The 17,598-nt window shown below is 71.6% G+C and carries 13 protein-coding genes and 1 riboswitch; of the genes, 7 read left to right on the forward strand and 6 right to left on the reverse strand.

All coding sequences use genetic code 11. The annotated features are described in order from the left end of the window. Positions 1-154: 154 nt before the first annotated feature. Positions 155-328: a thiazolylpeptide-type bacteriocin gene (locus AB0898_RS26020; RefSeq protein ID WP_018548797.1), complete on the reverse strand. Its 174-nt coding sequence runs from the start codon at positions 326-328 to the stop codon at positions 155-157. 225 nt (positions 329-553) lie between these two features. Here AB0898_RS26020 and AB0898_RS26025 point away from each other — a divergent pair, with 225 nt between their 5' ends. Continuing rightward, positions 554-1,870 (forward strand): amidohydrolase, encoded by a 1,317-nt coding sequence (locus tag AB0898_RS26025; protein ID WP_366805411.1) that lies wholly within the window; start codon positions 554-556, stop codon positions 1,868-1,870. An 82-nt stretch (positions 1,871-1,952) separates the two neighbouring features. On the opposite strand, the gene AB0898_RS26030 is transcribed toward AB0898_RS26025, so the two are convergent. Then, on the reverse strand, positions 1,953-2,861 hold the full coding sequence (locus tag AB0898_RS26030; RefSeq protein ID WP_366805412.1) for a LysR family transcriptional regulator: 909 nt from the start codon (positions 2,859-2,861) through the stop codon (positions 1,953-1,955). Positions 2,862-2,968: 107 nt separating this feature from the next. Here AB0898_RS26030 and AB0898_RS26035 point away from each other — a divergent pair, with 107 nt between their 5' ends. Both AB0898_RS26035 and AB0898_RS26040 read left to right on the forward strand, forming a co-directional pair. Next, the gene (locus AB0898_RS26035) at positions 2,969-3,814 is read left to right on the forward strand and encodes an oxidoreductase (RefSeq protein WP_366805413.1); all 846 of its coding nucleotides are present in this window, start codon (positions 2,969-2,971) and stop codon (positions 3,812-3,814) included. A 46-nt stretch (positions 3,815-3,860) separates the two neighbouring features. After that, entirely contained in the window at positions 3,861-4,475 is a 615-nt protein-coding gene (locus AB0898_RS26040) for a histidine phosphatase family protein (RefSeq protein ID WP_366805414.1), read from the forward strand. Between the two features lie 170 nt (positions 4,476-4,645). Here the strand turns inward: AB0898_RS26040 and AB0898_RS26045 are convergent, their stop codons facing one another. Then, positions 4,646-5,398 carry a CbtA family protein gene (locus AB0898_RS26045; RefSeq protein WP_366805415.1) on the reverse strand — a complete coding sequence of 251 codons (753 nt, stop codon included), beginning with the start codon at positions 5,396-5,398 and terminating at the stop codon, positions 4,646-4,648. Between the two features lie 22 nt (positions 5,399-5,420). Then, positions 5,421-5,642: a CbtB-domain containing protein gene (locus AB0898_RS26050; RefSeq protein WP_018548793.1), complete on the reverse strand. Its 222-nt coding sequence runs from the start codon at positions 5,640-5,642 to the stop codon at positions 5,421-5,423. Positions 5,643-5,676: 34 nt separating this feature from the next. Next, a riboswitch (cobalamin riboswitch) is annotated at positions 5,677-5,817 on the reverse strand. Between the two features lie 157 nt (positions 5,818-5,974). Between AB0898_RS26050 and AB0898_RS26055 the strand changes: the two genes are divergently transcribed. Both AB0898_RS26055 and gap read left to right on the forward strand, forming a co-directional pair. Further along, positions 5,975-6,931 (forward strand): helix-turn-helix domain-containing protein, encoded by a 957-nt coding sequence (locus tag AB0898_RS26055; RefSeq protein ID WP_366805416.1) that lies wholly within the window; start codon positions 5,975-5,977, stop codon positions 6,929-6,931. A 137-nt stretch (positions 6,932-7,068) separates the two neighbouring features. Continuing rightward, positions 7,069-8,067, forward strand: a complete 999-nt coding sequence (gap, locus tag AB0898_RS26060) for a type I glyceraldehyde-3-phosphate dehydrogenase (protein ID WP_366805417.1) — start codon at positions 7,069-7,071, stop codon at positions 8,065-8,067. A gap of 287 nt (positions 8,068-8,354) precedes the next feature. On the opposite strand, the gene AB0898_RS26065 is transcribed toward gap, so the two are convergent. Further along, positions 8,355-9,791: an NAD(P)/FAD-dependent oxidoreductase gene (locus AB0898_RS26065; protein ID WP_366805418.1), complete on the reverse strand. Its 1,437-nt coding sequence runs from the start codon at positions 9,789-9,791 to the stop codon at positions 8,355-8,357. A gap of 477 nt (positions 9,792-10,268) precedes the next feature. Here AB0898_RS26065 and AB0898_RS26070 point away from each other — a divergent pair, with 477 nt between their 5' ends. Both AB0898_RS26070 and cydB read left to right on the forward strand, forming a co-directional pair. After that, the gene (locus AB0898_RS26070) at positions 10,269-11,804 is read left to right on the forward strand and encodes a cytochrome ubiquinol oxidase subunit I (protein WP_366805419.1); all 1,536 of its coding nucleotides are present in this window, start codon (positions 10,269-10,271) and stop codon (positions 11,802-11,804) included. A gap of 12 nt (positions 11,805-11,816) precedes the next feature. Next, entirely contained in the window at positions 11,817-12,818 is a 1,002-nt protein-coding gene (cydB, locus tag AB0898_RS26075) for a cytochrome d ubiquinol oxidase subunit II (protein WP_366805420.1), read from the forward strand. Positions 12,819-15,115: 2,297 nt separating this feature from the next. Here the strand turns inward: cydB and AB0898_RS26080 are convergent. Then, positions 15,116-17,419 carry an FdhF/YdeP family oxidoreductase gene (locus tag AB0898_RS26080; protein WP_366805512.1) on the reverse strand — a complete coding sequence of 768 codons (2,304 nt, stop codon included), beginning with the start codon at positions 17,417-17,419 and terminating at the stop codon, positions 15,116-15,118. Between the last annotated feature and the right edge of the window lie 179 nt (positions 17,420-17,598).

A 17,598-nucleotide genomic window follows, 5' to 3' on the forward strand; every position in this document is an offset into this window, starting at 1 on the left:
ATTTAACCGCCCACCACCTCTAAATACACCCCCCAAATAACACTCTTCCCCACCCCCCCCCTCTCCCCATCTGTCCCTCCCCCCCGCCCCTTACACCCCGCCGGCCCCCGGCGCGCGAGGTGCGCGCCGGGGACCGTCGGGCCGACGACGAGCGTCAGGCGGTGCAGGAGGTGGTGCTGGTCGTGCTGGAGCAGGTGCTCGTGGAGGAGCAGCTCGTGGACGAACCGAGCATGACCTCGCTGGCGTCCGAGTAGTCGGTGATCTCGAAGGTTTCCGACTCCAGGTCCAGGATCTCCTGGGCGAGGGAGGCGAGGTTGTTGTCAGCCATGATGGCTCCTTCCGGGTCAGGGGACGTAACTCCGGACGGGACGGCTCCCGGCCGGTGGTGCGGCGAACCCGCCGGAGGCCGTGGCCCTCGGCACCTCCTTTTCTACGCGCGTCCGTTGTCACCCCCCTGGCGTTCCGCTGTCACATCGCTGACATGTTCCGCCCAAGCCCGCCACCGCGCCCCCGCGTTCCACCCGGGCCGGTCGTGATCCCGAGGAGCCCCGCCGTGCCCGACCTCCGTGAATCCCCCACCACCGGGGCCGAGTCGCCGGACATCCGCCCCCTGCTCGCCCCGGCCGCCGAGCTGTACCTCGATCTGCACCGGCACCCCGAGCTGTCCGGCGCGGAGGCCCGTACCGCCGCCCTGTTCGCCGACTGGCTGGAGTCGGACGGCTTCCGCGTGCTGCGGGGCGTGGGCGGCCACGGCGTGGCCGCCGAACTCCGCAACGGCGACGGCCCGGCCGTCCTGCTGCGCGCCGAACTCGACGCGCTCCCGGTCGCCGAGCGCACCGGCGCCCCCTACGCGAGCACCGTCACCGCGCCCGGCCCCGACGAGCGCCCGGTGCCGGTGATGCACGCGTGCGGCCACGACGCGCACCTGGCCTGCGCGGCGGCGGCCGCCCGCTGGTTCGCCACCCACCGGGAAAGCTGGCGCGGCACGCTGCTGGTCGTCGGCCAGCCCGCCGAGGAGACGCTGAGCGGGGCGCGGGCCATGCTGGAGGACGGGCTGTACGAGCGGATCACGGTGCCCGACGTGGTGCTGGCGCAGCACACGGCCGCCTTCCCGGCGGGGATGGTGGCGCACGCGAACGGCCCGGTGCTCGCGGGCAGCCGCACGCTGGAGCTGGTCTTCGAGGGCGACGGCGGTCACGCGGCGACCCCGCATCTGACCGCCGACCCGCTGTCGGCGGCGGCCGGGGTGGTCACCCGGCTGCCCGCGATCGTGGCCCGGGAGAGCGACCCGGCCGAACGGCTGACGGTCACGGCCTCCGCGCTGCGCACGGGCGACGCCGCTCACGCCGGGAACGTCATCGCCGAGCGCGCCGAACTCCGCGTCACCATCAGGGCGTTCGCCGAGCCGGTGCTCTCCGGCGCGGCCGCCGCCGTGGAGCGCGTGGCCCGCGCCGAGGCGGCCGCCGCCGCGCTGCCGCCCCGGGTCACCGTCACGGAGCTGTCCCGCTCGGGGGTCACGCTGTCGGACCCCGTGGTCACCGCGGCCGTACGGCAGGCCCACCGCGCGGCGTTCGGCCCGTCCCGCGTCACGGGCTGGCCCGCCACCACGGCCACCGAGGACTTCCCCCTGCTCACGGGCGCGGGCGCCGGCCTCCACGGCCACCCCGGCATCCTGGCCGCCTACTGGATGCTGGGCACGGTCGGCCCGGCCCAGTGGGCGGCCGCGCCCGGCACCACCCCGGCGGAGAAGTTCCGCACCCTGCCCGGCAACCACTCCCCGCACTATCTCCCCAGCGCCCGGCTGACCCTGGAGACGGGCACGGCGGCGCTGGTGACGGGGGCGCTGAGCCGGCTGGGGGCGGAAGCGTGAGGACGCGGGGGCGCGTGAGGTTGCCGAGGCGCGCAAGGACGCCGGAGCCCGTGAGGGCGCCAGATCACGCGAGCACGTGGGGTCAGAAGGCTCCCACCTCCGCCGCCGCCTCCAAGTAACCCCGCACCAGGGGCCGTTCGTCATCCCACCGAGCGGCCACCGCCAACCGCGCCGGAGAGAGACCCCGCACCGGCACGGCGACCACCTCGTCCCGGACGACCAGCGGCGCGTTGCCCCGGGCCAGCAGCACCACGCCCTGCCCGTTGGCGACCGCCTCGTGGGTCTCCTCGGCGCTGGCCACCACGGCGCCGATCCGGGGAGCGCGTCCGTCCCGGGCGTCCAGGGCCAGCCAGTAGTCCCTCACCGGACCCGCCTCCGGCGGGAGGGCGAGGAAGGGTTCGTCGAGGAGGTCGGCGAAGTCCACCGCCCCCTCGTCATCCGCCTCGGCTTGCGCCATGAGCCGGTGCCCGCGCGGCAACGCCACCACCTGCGGCTCCTGAGCCACCACGGCCCACCGATAACGCTCACCGTCCGCCAACGGCAGCCAGACGAAGGCCACATCACTGGTGCCGTCGGCCAGCCCGGCGGTGGAATCGGCCCAGTTGACCTGCCACAGCACAGGCCGCGCCGCGGGATGCGCGGAGAGCAACCGGGTCCGCAGGGCGGGCAGCAGTCCGCGTCCCGGGCTGGTGGACATGCCGATCACCAGGGTGCCGCGCTCGGCGTCCCGGGCCTCCGCCACGGCCGCCTCCGCCGCCGTCCAGGCGGCCAGCACAGCGCGGGCGTGCGGCAGCAGGGCCTCCCCCACCGGGGTCAGCCGCACGGTCCGCCGGTCCCGCAGGAACAGCTCCGTGCCGAGCTGTCGCTCCAGCATCCGTATCCGCTTGCTCAGCGCGGGCTGCGACACGAACAGCCGCTCGGCCGCCCGGGTGAAGCTCAACTCCTCGGCTACGGCGGCGAAGTAGCGCAGATCCCGTCCGTGGACATCCATGCCGCATGGCTATCACAGCAGGTCTTGGACAGGGCCCGGACGGCGGCGAAGGATGGAGGACACCGGCGGGAAGATCCCGTACGGCGGTTCACGAAGGAGACGGACACATGACCGACAAGGGCAGGGTCTGGCTGATCACCGGGGCGAGCAGCGGTTTCGGGCGCGCCCTCGCGGAGGCCGCGGTCGCCGCCGGTGACACGGTGATCGGTACGGCGCGCCACCCCGAGGCACTGGCCGATCTGGTCGAGGCGCACCCCGATCTGGTGGAGGCCGTCGCGCTGGACGTCACCGACGGCGAGCGGGTCGACGCGGTGGCCGCCGACGTACTCGCCCGCTACGGCCGGGTGGACGTACTGGTGAACAGCGCGGGGCGCACCCAGGTCGGCGCGTTCGAGGAGACCACCGACCACGAGCTGCGGGACCTCTTCGAGCTGCATGTGTTCGGCCCCGCGCGGCTGACCCGGGCGCTGCTGCCGCGGATGCGGGAGCGGGGCGACGGCGCGATCGTCAACATCAGCAGTTACGGCGGGCAGTTGTCCTTCGCCGGGTTCTCCGCCTACAGCGCGACGAAGGCCGCCCTGGAGCAGCTGTCGGAGGGACTGGCCGACGAGGTGGCGCCGTTCGGCGTCAAGGTGCTGATCGTGGAGCCGGGCGCGTTCCGCACCAACCTGTTCGACAAGGGCGCCGCGTACTTCTCCGCCGAGCACCCGGCGTACGAGGAGAAGGTCGGCACGACCCGGCGGCTGGTACGGGACGGCGCCGGCACCCAGCCCGGCGACCCCGCGAAGGCCGCCCGCGCGATCCGGCAGGCTCTGGACGCCGGGCACACCCCGCTGCGGCTCGCCCTCGGCGGTGACGCGGTGGACGCCCTGGTCGCCCATCTGGACGCGGTCCGGGCGGAGTTGGCGAGCTGGGAGGAGGTCTCGCGGGCCACGGACCTCGACACACCGTGACGGTGTTACGTTCACGGTCCACCCGTACGACCGCGTCAGGAGCCCCGTGACCAGCCGTGTCCTCCTCGTCTCGCCCGCGAGCAGCCCGGCGCTGCGGCAGGCCCGCTTCTACGACGGGCTCGGCCCCCTGGACACCTCCGGTGCGGCCCGCGCCCGCGCGGCGGCGGACTCCGTGCCCCGCGCCGACCGGGTCGTACGGTCCCCCGGCGCCCGCTGCCACGAGACGGCGTCCGAACTAGGCCTGCACGGCGACGAGTTGTCCGAGCTGGCCCCCCTCGACGCGGGCCGCTGGCGGGGCCGCACCCTGGAGGAGGTGGGCACCACAGAGCCCGAGGCGCTGACGCTCTGGCTCGCCGACCCCGAAAGCGCCCCGCACGGCGGGGAGTCGGTGCGCGCCCTGTGCCAACGCGTCGGCGCGTGGCTGGAGTCGGCACCCGAGGATGCCCGCACACTCGCCGTCGTCGAGCCGGACGTCGTCCGCGCGGCCGTCGTCCACGCGCTGCGCCTGCCGGCCGAGACGTTCTGGCGGCTGGACGTACCCCCGCTGACCGTCACGGAGCTGAGCGGCCGCGCCGGGCGCTGGAATCTGCGCCTCGGCCGCCCGCTCGCGGAAGACGCGCCGACGCCGCCGGAATCCGGCCGTTCCCGGACTGGCCAATGAAACTTAGGCAAGGCTAAGCTAAGTTATACGAGCAGACGCCCGGTACTCGGTCCCACCGGGCGCCGCTCTTCGCCCATGACCCCGTGCCGCTCCCAGTGGCGGGGGCCGGGCGGACGAACGCGAGAGGGCCCCGGACGGTCCCGGGGCCCTCTCGTCGTCGTACCGGGGGCTCAGCCCGAGGCCGCGACCGCCGCGCCCGAAGGCACCTTCGCCGGACGCGGGTTGAGCTGCCGCTCGGCCAACTCGCCGAAGAGCAGCCCGAATCCGCCCCACAGCACGGCCTGCACGGCCAGCGCGGCGAGCCGGAAGCGCCACAGCAGGGTGGCCGGGAAGTCCCGGGGCACCTCGTTGATCACCGGCAGGAACGCGTACGCGAGGCCGATCACCACGGCGAACGCGACGACGGCCACGACCGTGGCCCACCAGGTGCCCAGGCCCGGGGCGAGCCGCTTGCCGAGCAGGGTGGCGCCGATCGCGAGCAGCACACTGAGCAGCATCATCAGGAAGTACAGCGTGGTGCGCTTGCCGATGGTGTCCGGGTCGCCCACCGAGGGCGGGTTCGCCGGGTACTTGAGGAAGGGCACCACGTACACCGCGAGCAGCGCGGCCGTGGACAGCAGCAGCGCGGTCGCGCGGGGGCCGAAGCGCCCGACGCGGCCGAGCGCGAAGCAGAAGGCGAGCGCGGCGATGCCGCCGAAAGCGACCCCGTAGACCAGGACACCGGTGGCGAGACCGGCGGTGGACTGCAGGGAGCGGGAGACGACCTCCATCTCGTGCTCGTGGGAGTGGGCGTCCTCGAAGGCGATCGCCCGGTCGACGTTCGGTTCACCGAGGAAGTAGGCGGCGACCAGGGCGAGCAGCCCGGCGGCGAGACCCGCCAGCATGCCCCGGACGAGGAGGTTTCTGACCGTTGCGGAGTTCATGGGAGTCGCGGCGTCCCTTACGTCAGTGGCAGGGGAAGCCGAGCAGGTGGCGGGCGTCGTGCACCCACTCGTGGACGTCCGTGCCGCTGAACACGGAGGTGGCGCCCTGCTCGGCGCCGACGAAGTAGAGCAGGATCAGCATGAGGACGCCGAAGAAGACGGCCCAGGGCGCGATGTCCTTGAGCGGCAGCTTGGCGGGTACGGCGGGGCTGGTGGCTGTCGGCGGGGCGACGGTCTGCGCCATGGCAGGACCTCCTCGGGAATTCGCGTCCCATCTCGGTGGTGCACAGGACGACGGCCACGGGTCTGACTCGCGCTGCCCCTCCCGGGGCCCCGCTCACAGTGGCGCGACCGTGCCGGACTTCCACCGGCTTCCGTTCCGCCGTCATCGATTTCGCACCGACGGTACCGCGTAAGGGGTGCGCGGCCAAGACCGCGCCGGGGCCGGGTGATCTTCCTCTCCCGGCAGGCCGGAAGGTGTGGGCGCGCGGTGAACACGCCGTGCCGACGCGCCGGTTCACCCTCCTCGTACGCCGTGCCGACGTACCGGTTCGCCCTCCTCGTACGCTGCTCCCCGTGCCGTCCTCCCCGCTCTTCCGCGCCGCCGTCCTCGTCCTCGAAGGGGCCAAGCCGCTCGATGTGGGCATCCCCGCCCAGGTGTTCACCACCCGCGCCTCCATGCCGTACGAGGTACGGGTCTGCGGCGCCGAACCCGGTCTGGTGACCGGCGGCGACGGGCTGTCGTACCACGTGGCGCACGGGCTTGAGGCGCTGGAGTGGGCGGACATCGTGTTCGTGCCCGGCTACCGGTTCCCGGACCGCGAGGACCCGCCGGCCGCCGTGGTCGAGGCGCTGCTCGCCGCGCACGCGCGCGGGGCGCGGCTCGCGGCGATCTCGACGGGCGCGTTCGCGCTGGCCGCCACGGGGCTGCTCGACGGGAAGCGGGCCACCACGCACTGGCACTACACCCGCGCCCTGGCCCAGCGGCATCCGCTGGTCCGGGTGGACGGCAACGTGCTGTTCGTCGACGAGGGCAGCGTGCTCACCTCGGCGGGCGCCGCCTCCGGCATCGACCTGTGTCTGCACGTCCTGCGCGGCGACCTCGGCGTGGCCGCCTCCCACCACGCGGCCCGGCGCCTGGTCGCGGCCCCCTACCGCAGCGGCGGCCAGGCGCAGTACGTGCCGCGCAGTGTGCCCGAACCGCTGGGCGAGCGGTTCGCCGGCACCCGCGAGTGGGCGCTGCGCAGGCTCGGGGAGCCGCTGAGCCTGGCGGCGCTGGCCCGGCACGCCTCGGTGTCGCCGCGCACCTTCTCGCGGCGGTTCGTGGAGGACACCGGCTACACACCGATGGAGTGGGTGACGCGGGCCCGGGTCGACCTGGCCCGCGAACTGCTGGAGCGCTCGGACCACGGGGTGGAGCGCATCGCGGCTGAGGTGGGGCTCGGTACGGGCGCGAATCTGCGGCTGCACTTCCAGCGCGTGCTGGGCACGACGCCGAGCGAGTACCGGCGCACCTTCACCAAGGGGAGCTGAGCCACGGCGGCGGCCACAGTGGCGGCCACGGCGGCGCGAAAGGCCCTGGCACGATCCTTGCGAACCATGGCGCTCCCGCCGCTCCCCCGCCCGCGCGCCGCCCGCGAATCTGAGGGCGAACGGAAGGGACACCATTCATGACTCGTATCGCCGTCAACGGATTCGGCCGCATCGGACGCAATGTGCTGCGCGCGCTGCTGGAGCGCGGCAGCGACCTCGACGTGGTCGCCGTCAACGACCTCACCGAACCCGCCGTGCTCGCCCGGCTGCTCGCCTTCGACACCACCGCCGGACGCCTGGGCCGCCCGGTGTCCGTGGACGGGGACACCCTGGTGGTCGACGGCCGCCGCATCAAGGTGCTCGCCGAGCGCGACCCGGCGCGGCTGCCGTGGGCGGAGCTGGGCGTGGACGTCGTCCTGGAGGCCACGGGCCGCTTCACCGCCGCCAAGGCCGCGCGCGTCCACCTCGACGCGGGCGCGCGCCGGGTGCTGGTGAGCGCGCCGTCGGACGGCGCGGACGTGACGCTGGCGTACGGCGTGAACACCGACGCCTACGACCCGGAGCTGCACACGGTCGTCTCCAACGCCTCCTGCACGACCAACGCGCTGGCGCCGCTGGCCGCCGTCCTGGACGACCTCGCGGGCATCGAGCACGGCTTCATGACCACGGTGCACGCCTATACCCAGGAGCAGAACCTCCAGGACGGCCCGCACCGCGACCCCCGCCGGGCGCGTGCCGCCGGGGTGAACATCGTGCCGACGACGACCGGTGCGGCGAAGGCCATCGGCCTGGTGCTGCCGAACCTGGACGGCAAGCTGTCGGGCGACTCGATCCGGGTGCCGGTGCCGGTGGGCTCGATCGTGGAGCTGAACACCACGGTGGCCCGCGACGTGACCCGCGACGAGGTGCTGGCCGCCTACCGCGCGGCCGCCGAGGGCCCGCTCGCCGGGGTGCTGGAGTACTCGGAGGACGCGCTGGTCTCGGCCGACATCGTCGGCAACCCGGCCTCCTCGATCTTCGACTCGGCGCTGACCCGGGTGGACGGCCGGCACATCAAGGTCGTCGCCTGGTACGACAACGAGTGGGGCTTCTCGAACCGCGTGATCGACACGCTGGAGCTCCTCGCGGGCAGCTGAACACGCGCTGGTGGGCGGCCTCTTGAGCCGGGGCCGCCCACATGTGCTCAGGCCATACGTGCCGGGGCCACATGTGCTCAGCCCATACGTGCCCAGGGCACATGTGCTCGGGCCATACGTGCCCGGCCCACACGTGCTCAGCCCACACATGCCCAGGCCACACGTGCCCAGGCCACACGTGCCCGGCCCACACATGCCCAGGCCACACGTGCCCAGGCCACACGTGCCCGGCCCACACATGCCCAGGCCACACGTGCTCAGCCCACACGTGCCCAGGCCCCACACCCTCACCCCGCGAGCAGATCGGCCCGCATGCCAAGGTGCCGCAGCGCCGAGGCCGCCGCGCCCGCGCCGCACATCCCGTGGGCGCCCGGCCCGGGAGGCGTGGCCGCCGAGCACAGGAACACCCCGGGCAGCCCCGTGGCGTACGGGTCGAGGGCGGGACGGCCGCCGAACACCAGCTGGGGCACGGTCTTGGCGCCGGTGAGGATGTCGCCGCCCGCGAAGTTGGGGTTGGCGGCGGCGAACCCGGCGGGCCGGGTGACCTCCATGCCGATGACGCGCTCACGCACCCCCGGCGCGAACCGCTCCAGCTGGGCCAGAACCGCGCCCGTGGCGTCGCCGTCGTAGCCGTACGGCACATGGGCGTACGCCCAGACCGGGTGCACGTCGCCCACCGAGCGGCCGGGGTCGGCCAGGTACTGCTGGCCGACCAGGACGAAGGGCCGCTCGGGCATCCGGCCCGCCGAGACCTCGCGCTCGGCGCGGGCGATCTCCGCGAAGGTGCCGCCGAGGTGGACGGTGCCCGCGCGCCGGGCGTCCGGGTCGGTCCAGGGGACGCCGCCCTCGACGGCCAGGTCGAGTTTGTAGGCGCCGGGGCCGCGCCGGAAGCGCCGGTAGGCGGCCCGGGTCCGGGCGGGCAGCAGGTCGCCGTAGATCGACAGTGTCTGGCCGGGGTCGAGGTCGAGCAGGGTGACGTCGGCGGGCGGGAGCTGCCGGTGGCCGGTGACGCGGACGCCGGTGTGGATCGTGCCGCCGTGCTCACGCAGGACCTTCTCCAGCGCGCGGGCGATGGACTGCGAGCCGCCCTCGGCGACGGCCCAGCCGGCCGCGTGCCCGGCGGCGAGGATGCCGAGCCCGATGGCCGAGGTGAGCGGGCGGTTCAGCGGGCGGTAGGCGTGGGCGGCGACCCCGGCCCACAGGGCGCGGGCCCGCTCGGTGGTGAACAGCCTGGCGAGGGCGGCGGCGGGCAGGGTGGTGGGCAGCCCGAACCGGGCGAGCAGCAGCGGGTGCGAGGGCATGCGCAGCAGGGGGCCCATCACGTCCTGGGCGAGCGCGTCCCAGTTCCGTACGGCGGGCCCGAGGAGGGCGCGGTAGCGGTCGCCGTCGGCGCCGAGCAGGCGTGCGGTGTCCTCGACGGAGCGCAGCAGCACGCCCGCGTCGCCGCCGTCCAGGGGGTGGACGCAGTCGATCTCGGGCAGCCGCCAGCGCAGCCCGTGGCGTTCCAGGTCCAGGGCGCGCAGCGCGGGCGAGGTGACGGCCATGGGGTGGATGGCGGAGCAGTGGTCGTGCAGCAGGCCGGGCACGAGGGCCTCGTAACTGCGGGTGCCGCCGCCGGCCTCGTCCGAGGCCTCCAGCAGGGTGACCTCGAGACCCGCGCGGGCGAGCAGGGCCGCGGCGGCGAGCCCGTTGGGGCCGCCGCCGACCACGAGGGCGGAGGTCATGAGGCGGTGTCCGTGGATCTCATGGTGCCGAGTCTGCTGGTGGAGGGGCCCGCCTTCCAAACAGCTCTCGCGTGATTACCGGCCGGTTATGCGCCGAACGTGAAGGAAAGCGCGACGGGCAATAGGACAAAGCCGCCCCTATTCGATTGTGGGGGCAAACCATTTACGGAATAAATGCCGCATAAAGGTCGCATCTGCACACTGAATCCACCCTTCCGGCACGCAGGTGCGGCCCTGCGCGCGAGACCGCCCGCGCCCGTCCGGTCCCCGTCCACGCCCCCGCTCACCCGAACAGCCCGCCCCCGTCCGCGTGTCCGGCTCACCCGTCCGGCAGAACGAACCTGGGAGGGCACCCGACCGCCGGGGCCCGTTTCACGGCTCGCCCGGTTCCTCCGCATTTGTTCGAGTCGACGCGACTATGCACTGGAGATACCTTTTAGCCACAATGCGGCTGGATCGAAGCGAGAGAAGGACGCAGTGGAACTAGCAATCGCTCACGAGACCATCGCCCGATGGCAGTTCGGTGTCACCACCGTCTACCACTTCCTCTTCGTCCCGCTCAGCATCGGTCTGGGAGGCATCGTCGCCGGTCTGGAGACGGCCTGGGTGCGGACAGGAAAGGAGAAGTACTTCCACGCGACCAAGTTCTGGGGCAAGCTCCTGCTGATCAACATCGCGCTGGGTGTGGTCACGGGCATCTTCCAGGAGTTCCAGTTCGGCATGAACTGGTCCACCTACTCCCGCTTCGTCGGTGACGTGTTCGGTGCCCCGCTGGCGATGGAGGCGCTGATCGCCTTCTTCTTCGAGTCCGTGTTCATCGGCCTGTGGATCTTCGGCTGGCACCGGCTGCCGAAGAAGGTGCACCTCGCGTGCATCTGGGTCGTCACGATCGGCAGCCTGCTCTCGGCGTACTTCATCCTGGCGGCCAACTCCTTCATGCAGCACCCCGTCGGTTACCGGATCGACCCCGTCTCCGGCAAGGCCCGGCTCGTCAACATCTGGCGCGTGCTGTTCCAGGACACGACCCTGACGCAGGTCTGGCACACCCTGTCGGCGGCCTTCATCACCGGCGCGGCCTTCGTGATGGGCATCGCCGCCTATCACCTGTGGCGGGCCAAGCGGGGCAAGGACACCGACCGCCGCCGGATCGCCGCCATGCGGGCCTCCCTGAAGTGCTCGCTCATCGTCATGCTCATCGCCGGCATCCTGACCGCGTTCAGCGGCGACCAGCTGGGCAAGGTCATGTTCCGCCAGCAGCCGATGAAGATGGCCGCGGCCGAGGCCCTGTGGGACACCCAGGGACCCGCACCCTTCTCGATCCTCTCGGTGGGCAACGTCAACGAGGGGCGCAACGACGTCGCGCTGGAGCTTCCCGGCCTGTTGTCCTTCCTCGCCAAGAGCAACTTCCACTCGCCCGTCCCCGGCATCAACAACCGCGCCGACGAACAGGTCGCGCTGTTCGGCGGCAGCCGCGAGGACTACATCCCGAACATCTTCATGACGTACTGGGGCTTCCGGCTCATGATCTTCTTCGGGATGACGAGCTTCGGCATCGGCGTCCTCGGCCTCTGGCTCACACGCAAGAAATTCTGGCTGCAGTCCAGATACCGCACCGGTGAGGACGAGCCGCCCAACCTGATGATCACCAACAAGATCAGGATGAACGACTTCTTCACCAAGTGGAGCTGGCGCATCGTGATGCTCACGCTGGGCTTCCCCCTGATCGCCAACAGCTTCGGCTGGATCTTCACCGAGATGGGCCGCCAGCCCTGGGTCGTCTTCCACCTCATGAAGACCGCGGACGCCGTCTCCCCGAACGTGAGCATCGGTACCCAGATCGGCTCGCTGGCCGCCCTCAGCGCCGTCTACGCGATTCTCGCGGTGGTGGAAGGGGGGCTCATGGTCAAGTACGCCAAACCCGGTCCGGACGTCGAGGAGAAACCGCCGTCCAAGGATCCGACCATGCGCATGTCCCCGGACGACCAGGACAAGCCCCTCGCCATCGCCTACTGAGGACGGACGGTCATGTATCTCCACGATCTCTGGTTCATCCTGATCGCCCTCCTGTGGGTCGGGTACTTCTTCCTGGAGGGATTCGACTTCGGAGTCGGTGTCCTCACCCAGGTGATGGCCCGCAACGACAAGGAACGGCGCGTCCTCATCAACACGATCGCGCCCGTCTGGGACGGCAACGAGGTCTGGGTGATCGCGGCCGCCGGCGCCACCTTCGCGGCCTTCCCGGACTGGTACGCCACCATGTTCAGCGGCTTCTACATCCCGCTGCTGATCATCGTGCTCTGTCTGATCGCGCGGGGTGTGTCCTTCGAGTACCGCGGCAAACGGGACAACGAGCGCTGGCAGCGCAGCTGGGAGCAGGTCACGTTCTGGACCTCGCTGATTCTGCCGTTCCTGTGGGGCGTCATCTTCGCCAACATCGTGCGCGGCGTCGCGATCAACGCGGACAAGTCGTACGTGGGCACGCCCGGCGAGCTGTTCAACGGGTACGCGATTCTCGGCGGGTTCGCCCTGCTGGCGGTCTGTGTCACCCACGGCTCGATCTTCGTGGCGCTGAAGACGGCGGGTGAGATCCGGGAGCGGGCCCGGAAGTTCGCGCCCCTCCTGGGGCTGATCACCCTTCCGCTGGTGCTCGCCTTCCTCATCTGGACCCAGGTGAACTCCGGCAACGGCGAGAGCCTCGCCATCATGATCGTCGCGTTCGTGGCGCTCCCCGTGGCCCTGTTCTTCAACCAACTGGGCCGTGAGGGCTGGGCGTTCATCTTCTCCGGGCTGAGCATCGTGGCGGCGATCGCGATGCTGTTCCTGGCGCTCTTCCCGGACGTCATGCCCTCCACGCTCAACCCCAACTGGTCCCTGACGGTGAGCAACGCCTCGTCCGGCTCCTACACGCTGACCGTGATGAGCATCGTCACCGCGATCTTCGCTCCGCTCATCATCCTGTACCAGAGCTGGACGTACTGGGTCTTCAGCAAGCGCATCGCGGTCCACCACATCCCCTCGGGCCACTGACAATCCCCCCCCACCGAGGCTCCCCGGTCCCCCACGGAACCGGGGAGCCTCGACACGCCGGACTGCCGCAGCTGTACTGGGCAGTTGGTACGACCCCGAAGACGACGGCAACGCCCCGAGGTTGGGCCCCGTCGGAACGGCCGGAGCCTCGGCACCCCGAACACCCGCAGCCAGCCGAGCCCACGACGACCGCAGCAGCACAGCCGCCCGGCCGTGGACGGAGTCGAACGGGCACACCTCGCCACCCCGCCCGACCGTAACGACCCCACCCCGCACCACCGACGCCCGGACGTTGAGCGGAGCCGGACGGGGGGCAAGAGGCATCGGCTTACCAGACGGCCGTACCAAGCCGCGGCCGACCCAGCGCACGGACGTTGAGCGCCGACAGAGCGAAGTCGAATGGAGGCGGAGACCTAGCCGCACCGGACGGCCACACGCAGCCAAACTGGCGCAAGGCAGCGCGGGCGCCCGGTCGTTGAATGCCGGCGAAGCAGAGTCGAGCGGCGGCGCGAAGCCTCAGCTCATCGCCCAACCGTGACAAGCCATGCCCAGGGGCGGCCGCGCACAGCCGACCCGACCCAACGCAGCGCCGACGCCCCGACGTTGAGCGGAGCCGAACGGGGGCAAGAGGCATCGGCTCACCAGGCGCCCCTAACAAGCCACGGCCGACCCAGCACGCGGACGTTGAGCACCGACGGAGCGGAATTAAATGGAGGCGGAGACCTCGACGCACCGGACGGCCGCACGCAGCCCGAGTAACACAGGGCAGCACCGACGCTCGGACGTTGAGCACCGGCAAAGCAGAGTCGAACGGCGGCGCGAAGCCTCAGCTCGCCGCCCAGCCGCGACAAGCCACGCCCACGACGGCCACGCACAGCCGACCCAGCCCAAGGCAGCGCTGGCACCCCGCCGTTGAACGCCGGCGAAGCAGAGCCGAGCGGCGGCGCGAAGCCTCGGCGCGCCGCCCAAGCCACGCTCACGGCGGCCGCGCACAGCCGACCCGGCCCAACGCAGCGCCAGCGCCCCGCCGTTGAGCGCAAGCGAAGCGGAGACGAGCGGGGGCGAGAGGCCTCGGGTCGCCAGACGACCGTAACAAGCCGCGCCCGTGGCGGTCGCATGCAGCCGACCCGGAACGAGGCAACGCCGCCTGCCGCGTCCGGGAGCAAGCGCCCGGGCGGAGGACGGCAGCGGCAGCGGCAGCGGCAGCGGCGGCAGCAGCGGCAGCGGCAGCGGCAGCGGCAGCGGCGGCAGCAGCAGAGGGTCGGCGCCCGGAGGGGGACCCGGTATCGCTCGGCACAGGGAAGCCTCGGCGCGCCGGACAGCCGTGTCGGTGACGCTCACACGGGGCACCGGTCCGGCGCGTGGCGGTAGCCGGTCCACCGCGCGCGAGGTCCGGGGCGGGCACGGCGGTGGGAGCGGCGACGCCCGCGAGGGCAAGTCCCCGGCCGGCGGGGGCTTCACCGGGCTGGGGGCGACACACGCGGCCGGCGATGGCTCCGGGCGCACCCGCCGAATCTCGCGCAGCCTCCCCGTCACACCCCCACACACCCAGTTGGTCCCCCTCCCCCTCACCCCCCCAACACACCGGCCACCCCCTCCCCGTCACACCCCTGCGCACCCGGCTGCCCTCCCCGTCATGCCCCCGCGCACCCGGCTGCCCCCTCGCCAGGCGGGAGGCCGTTGCCCTTCGGCGGGGAGCGGGGTTCAGGTCGCCGGGCTGCCCTGGCAAGTCGCGCCCCGTGGCGATCCCGCGCGGCTGGCGCAAGGCAGCGTCGGCCTGCCGGAGCTCCGAGGCCAATCGCCCGGGCGGCGGGGAGGCGGCGCCCGGAGAGGGAACGCTCGGTTTCGCTTGGGAACAGGAAAGCCTCAGCGCACCGGACAGCCGCGCCGGCGACGCTCGTTCGGGACACCGACCCGGCGCGTGACGGCGGGGCCCATCGCGTCCGAGGTGCGGGGCCGGCGCAGAGGCCGGGCGGTGGGTCTCAGTGGGAGCGGCGACGCCCGCGAAAGCAGTCCCCAGCACAGGGGGCTTCGTCCGGACCCGGGCCGCCGCACACGACCCGGCGAAGACCCCGAACGCGCCCAACAATCCCGCGCACCCCTCCCCGGCGCACCCCCAGCACACCAAGCGGTCTATCCCCCTAACGCCCCGACACACCAAACGCCCCCTCACGCCCCAACACACCAAGCGGCCTCTCCCCCTCACTCCCCGACACACCACGCGCCCCTCCCCCCAACACACCAAACGGCCCCCCTCGCAAAGAGGGAGGCCGCTCGGCCTTCGGCGGGGAAAGGGGTCAGGTTGCCGCGGTGATGTGGACTCTGACCTGCTTCATGAGGGGCTGGTCGCTCTGGGTGCTGTAGTCGCACAGGGCGATCAGGACGTTCATCTCGGGCATGTAGCCGGCCGCGCAGCCCCGGGGCATGTCGTACGGGATGGCGAGGTAGCCGTCGAGGTAGCGGTGGCTGCCGTCCTTCGCCGTGGAGACGATGTTCACGGGGTCGAACTCCGAGATGCCGCGCTCGCGCATGTCGTCCTCGTTCATGAAGACGAGTTCGCGCAGGTTCTTGATGCCCCGGTAGCGGTCGTTGTCCGAGTAGATCGTGGTGTTCCACTGGTCGTGCGACCGCATGGTGCCCAGCATCAGCATCCCGGGCGGCGGGACCACGTCCGGCAGCGGCGCGTGGGAGAACTCCGCCTTGCCGGACTCGGTGAGGAAGATCAGCTCGCGGGCGGGCTGCTTGATGCGGAAGCCCAGCGGCAGCCGCACCCGGCGGTTGAAGTCCTCGAACCCGTCGAGCACCTCGGACATGGTGTCCCGGATGCGGTCGTAGTCCTCGATGTACCACTCCCACGGCGTGGGGCTCGCGGGCAGCGCCGCACGCGCCATGCCGGAGATGATCGCGGGCTCCGACAGCAGGTGCTTGGAGGCGGGCCGCTTCATGCCGACCGACAGGTGCACCATGGACATCGAGTCCTCGACGGAGGTGCTCTGGACGCCGTTGCGCTGGTGGTCCTTGTCGGTGCGGGCGAGGCACGGAAGGATCAGCGCCTCCTTGCCGTGGACCACGTGGCTGCGGTTCAGCTTGGTGCTGACCTGGACCGTGAGGTCGCAGTTGCGCAGCGCCTCGTAGCTGAACGGCGAGTCGGGCACGGCGAGGGCGAAGTTGCCGCCCATGCCGATGAACACCTTGACGTCGCCCCGGTTCATCGCCTGGAGCGTGCCGATGGTGTCGAGACCGTGGTCGCGCGGGGGGTTGATCTTGCAGACCTCGGCCAGCCGGTCCAGGAACTCCGGCTCCGGACGGTGGTCGATGCCGCAGGTGCGGTTGCCCTGCACATTGCTGTGCCCGCGTACGGGGGACGGTCCCGCGCCCTCGCGGCCGAGGTTGCCGCGGAGCAGCAGCAGGTTCACGATCTCGCGGACCGTGTCCACCCCATGCTCGTGCTGGGTGATCCCGAGGCACCAGCTGATGATGGAGCGGTCGGCGTCGGTGTAGATGCGCGCCGCCTTGAGGATCTCGGCCCGGCTGAGCGAGGACTGCCGCTCCAGCTCCTCCCACGGAGTGGACTCGCAGAGGGCCCGGTACTCCTCGAAGCCGGTGGTGTGGCGCTCGATGAACTGCTTGTCGATCGCCTTGGGGTCGGTCTTCGCCTGCTCCAGGACCGCCTTGGCCATGCCGCGCAGCAGCGCCATGTCCCCGCCGACCCGCGGCTGGAGGTCCAGCGTGCTGGTCCGCGTGGCATGGAACGTGGCCATGTCCACGAAGTCGTGCGGGATGATCGCCTTGGTGGCGCCCGCCTCGATGAACGGGTTGATGTGGACGATCTGCGCGCCGCGGTCGAAGGCCTCGGTGAGCGAGGTCAGCATCCGGGGCGCGTTGGAGGCGACGTTGACGCCGATGACGAAGAGGGCGTCGGTGGCCTCCCAGTCCTTGAGGTCGACGGTGCCCTTTCCGGTGCCGAGGGACGCCTGCAGGGCGCGTCCGGATGCCTCGTGGCACATGTTGGAGCAGTCGGGCAGGTTGTTGGTGCCCAGCTCGCGTGCCATCAGCTGGTACAGGAACGTCGCCTCGTTGCCGAGGCGTCCGGAGGTGTAGTACGACGCCTGGTTGGGGTTCTCCAGGTTGCGCAGGTGCCGTCCGACCAGCTCGAACGCGTCGTGCCAGGAGATCGGCACATAGTGGTCGGTGGCCGCGTCGTAGACCATGGGCTCGGTGAGGCGGCCCTGGTCCTCCAGCTTGTAGTCGCTCCATTCGTGCATCTCGCTCACCGTGTGGCGGGCGAAGAGTTCCCGGCCGGCCCGTTTGTGGGTCAGCTCCCAGGTGACGTGCTTGATGCCGTTCTCGCAGATGTCGAGTTTCAGGCCCTTGGTGTCATCGGGCCAGGCGCACCCGGGACAGTCGAAACCACCGTTCTCGTGGTTCATCTTCATGATCGCCCGCGGGCCCTCGACCAGGGTGCCCTCGCGCAGCAGGAACTTGGTCACGCTGGTGGCCGCGCCCCAGCCTGCGGCGGGGTGATGGTAGGGGTGGAAGTACGGCTCCCCTTTGGGGATCGGGCCCACGCGGGGCTCCAGATCCGACTCCGCTTCCATCATCTTTGACTGTTCTTCGTCCAAGGTGCTCAAGGCTCTCACCCTTCCGCCGTTGGGCAGGCATCCATATCCCATATATGGCGCTTTAAGCCAGACTATGCCGGTGAAAGACCCCCCGCCACGCGACGCGCAATAGCCGGGAATTTCGGGGCATAAATTCCAACTCGCCTTCCCTTCAAGTC

Source organism: Streptomyces sp. NPDC005435 (genome assembly GCF_040703155.1).
In the GTDB taxonomy this organism is placed as follows: Bacteria; Actinomycetota; Actinomycetes; order Streptomycetales; family Streptomycetaceae; genus Streptomyces.

Excerpts from the sequence above, each read along its gene's own strand:
- AB0898_RS26020 (WP_018548797.1), bottom strand. The coding sequence starts at position 328 with ATGGCTGACAACAACCTCGCCTCCCTCGCCCAGGAGATCCTGGACCTG.
- gap (WP_366805417.1), top strand. The coding sequence starts at position 7,069 with ATGACTCGTATCGCCGTCAACGGATTCGGCCGCATCGGACGCAATGTG.
- cydB (WP_366805420.1), top strand. The coding sequence starts at position 11,817 with ATGTATCTCCACGATCTCTGGTTCATCCTGATCGCCCTCCTGTGGGTC.
- AB0898_RS26035 (WP_366805413.1), top strand. The coding sequence starts at position 2,969 with ATGACCGACAAGGGCAGGGTCTGGCTGATCACCGGGGCGAGCAGCGGT.
- AB0898_RS26080 (WP_366805512.1), bottom strand. The coding sequence starts at position 17,419 with ATGATGGAAGCGGAGTCGGATCTGGAGCCCCGCGTGGGCCCGATCCCC.
- AB0898_RS26050 (WP_018548793.1), bottom strand. The coding sequence starts at position 5,642 with ATGGCGCAGACCGTCGCCCCGCCGACAGCCACCAGCCCCGCCGTACCC.
- AB0898_RS26045 (WP_366805415.1), bottom strand. The coding sequence starts at position 5,398 with ATGAACTCCGCAACGGTCAGAAACCTCCTCGTCCGGGGCATGCTGGCG.
- AB0898_RS26065 (WP_366805418.1), bottom strand. The coding sequence starts at position 9,791 with ATGACCTCCGCCCTCGTGGTCGGCGGCGGCCCCAACGGGCTCGCCGCC.
- AB0898_RS26030 (WP_366805412.1), bottom strand. The coding sequence starts at position 2,861 with ATGGATGTCCACGGACGGGATCTGCGCTACTTCGCCGCCGTAGCCGAG.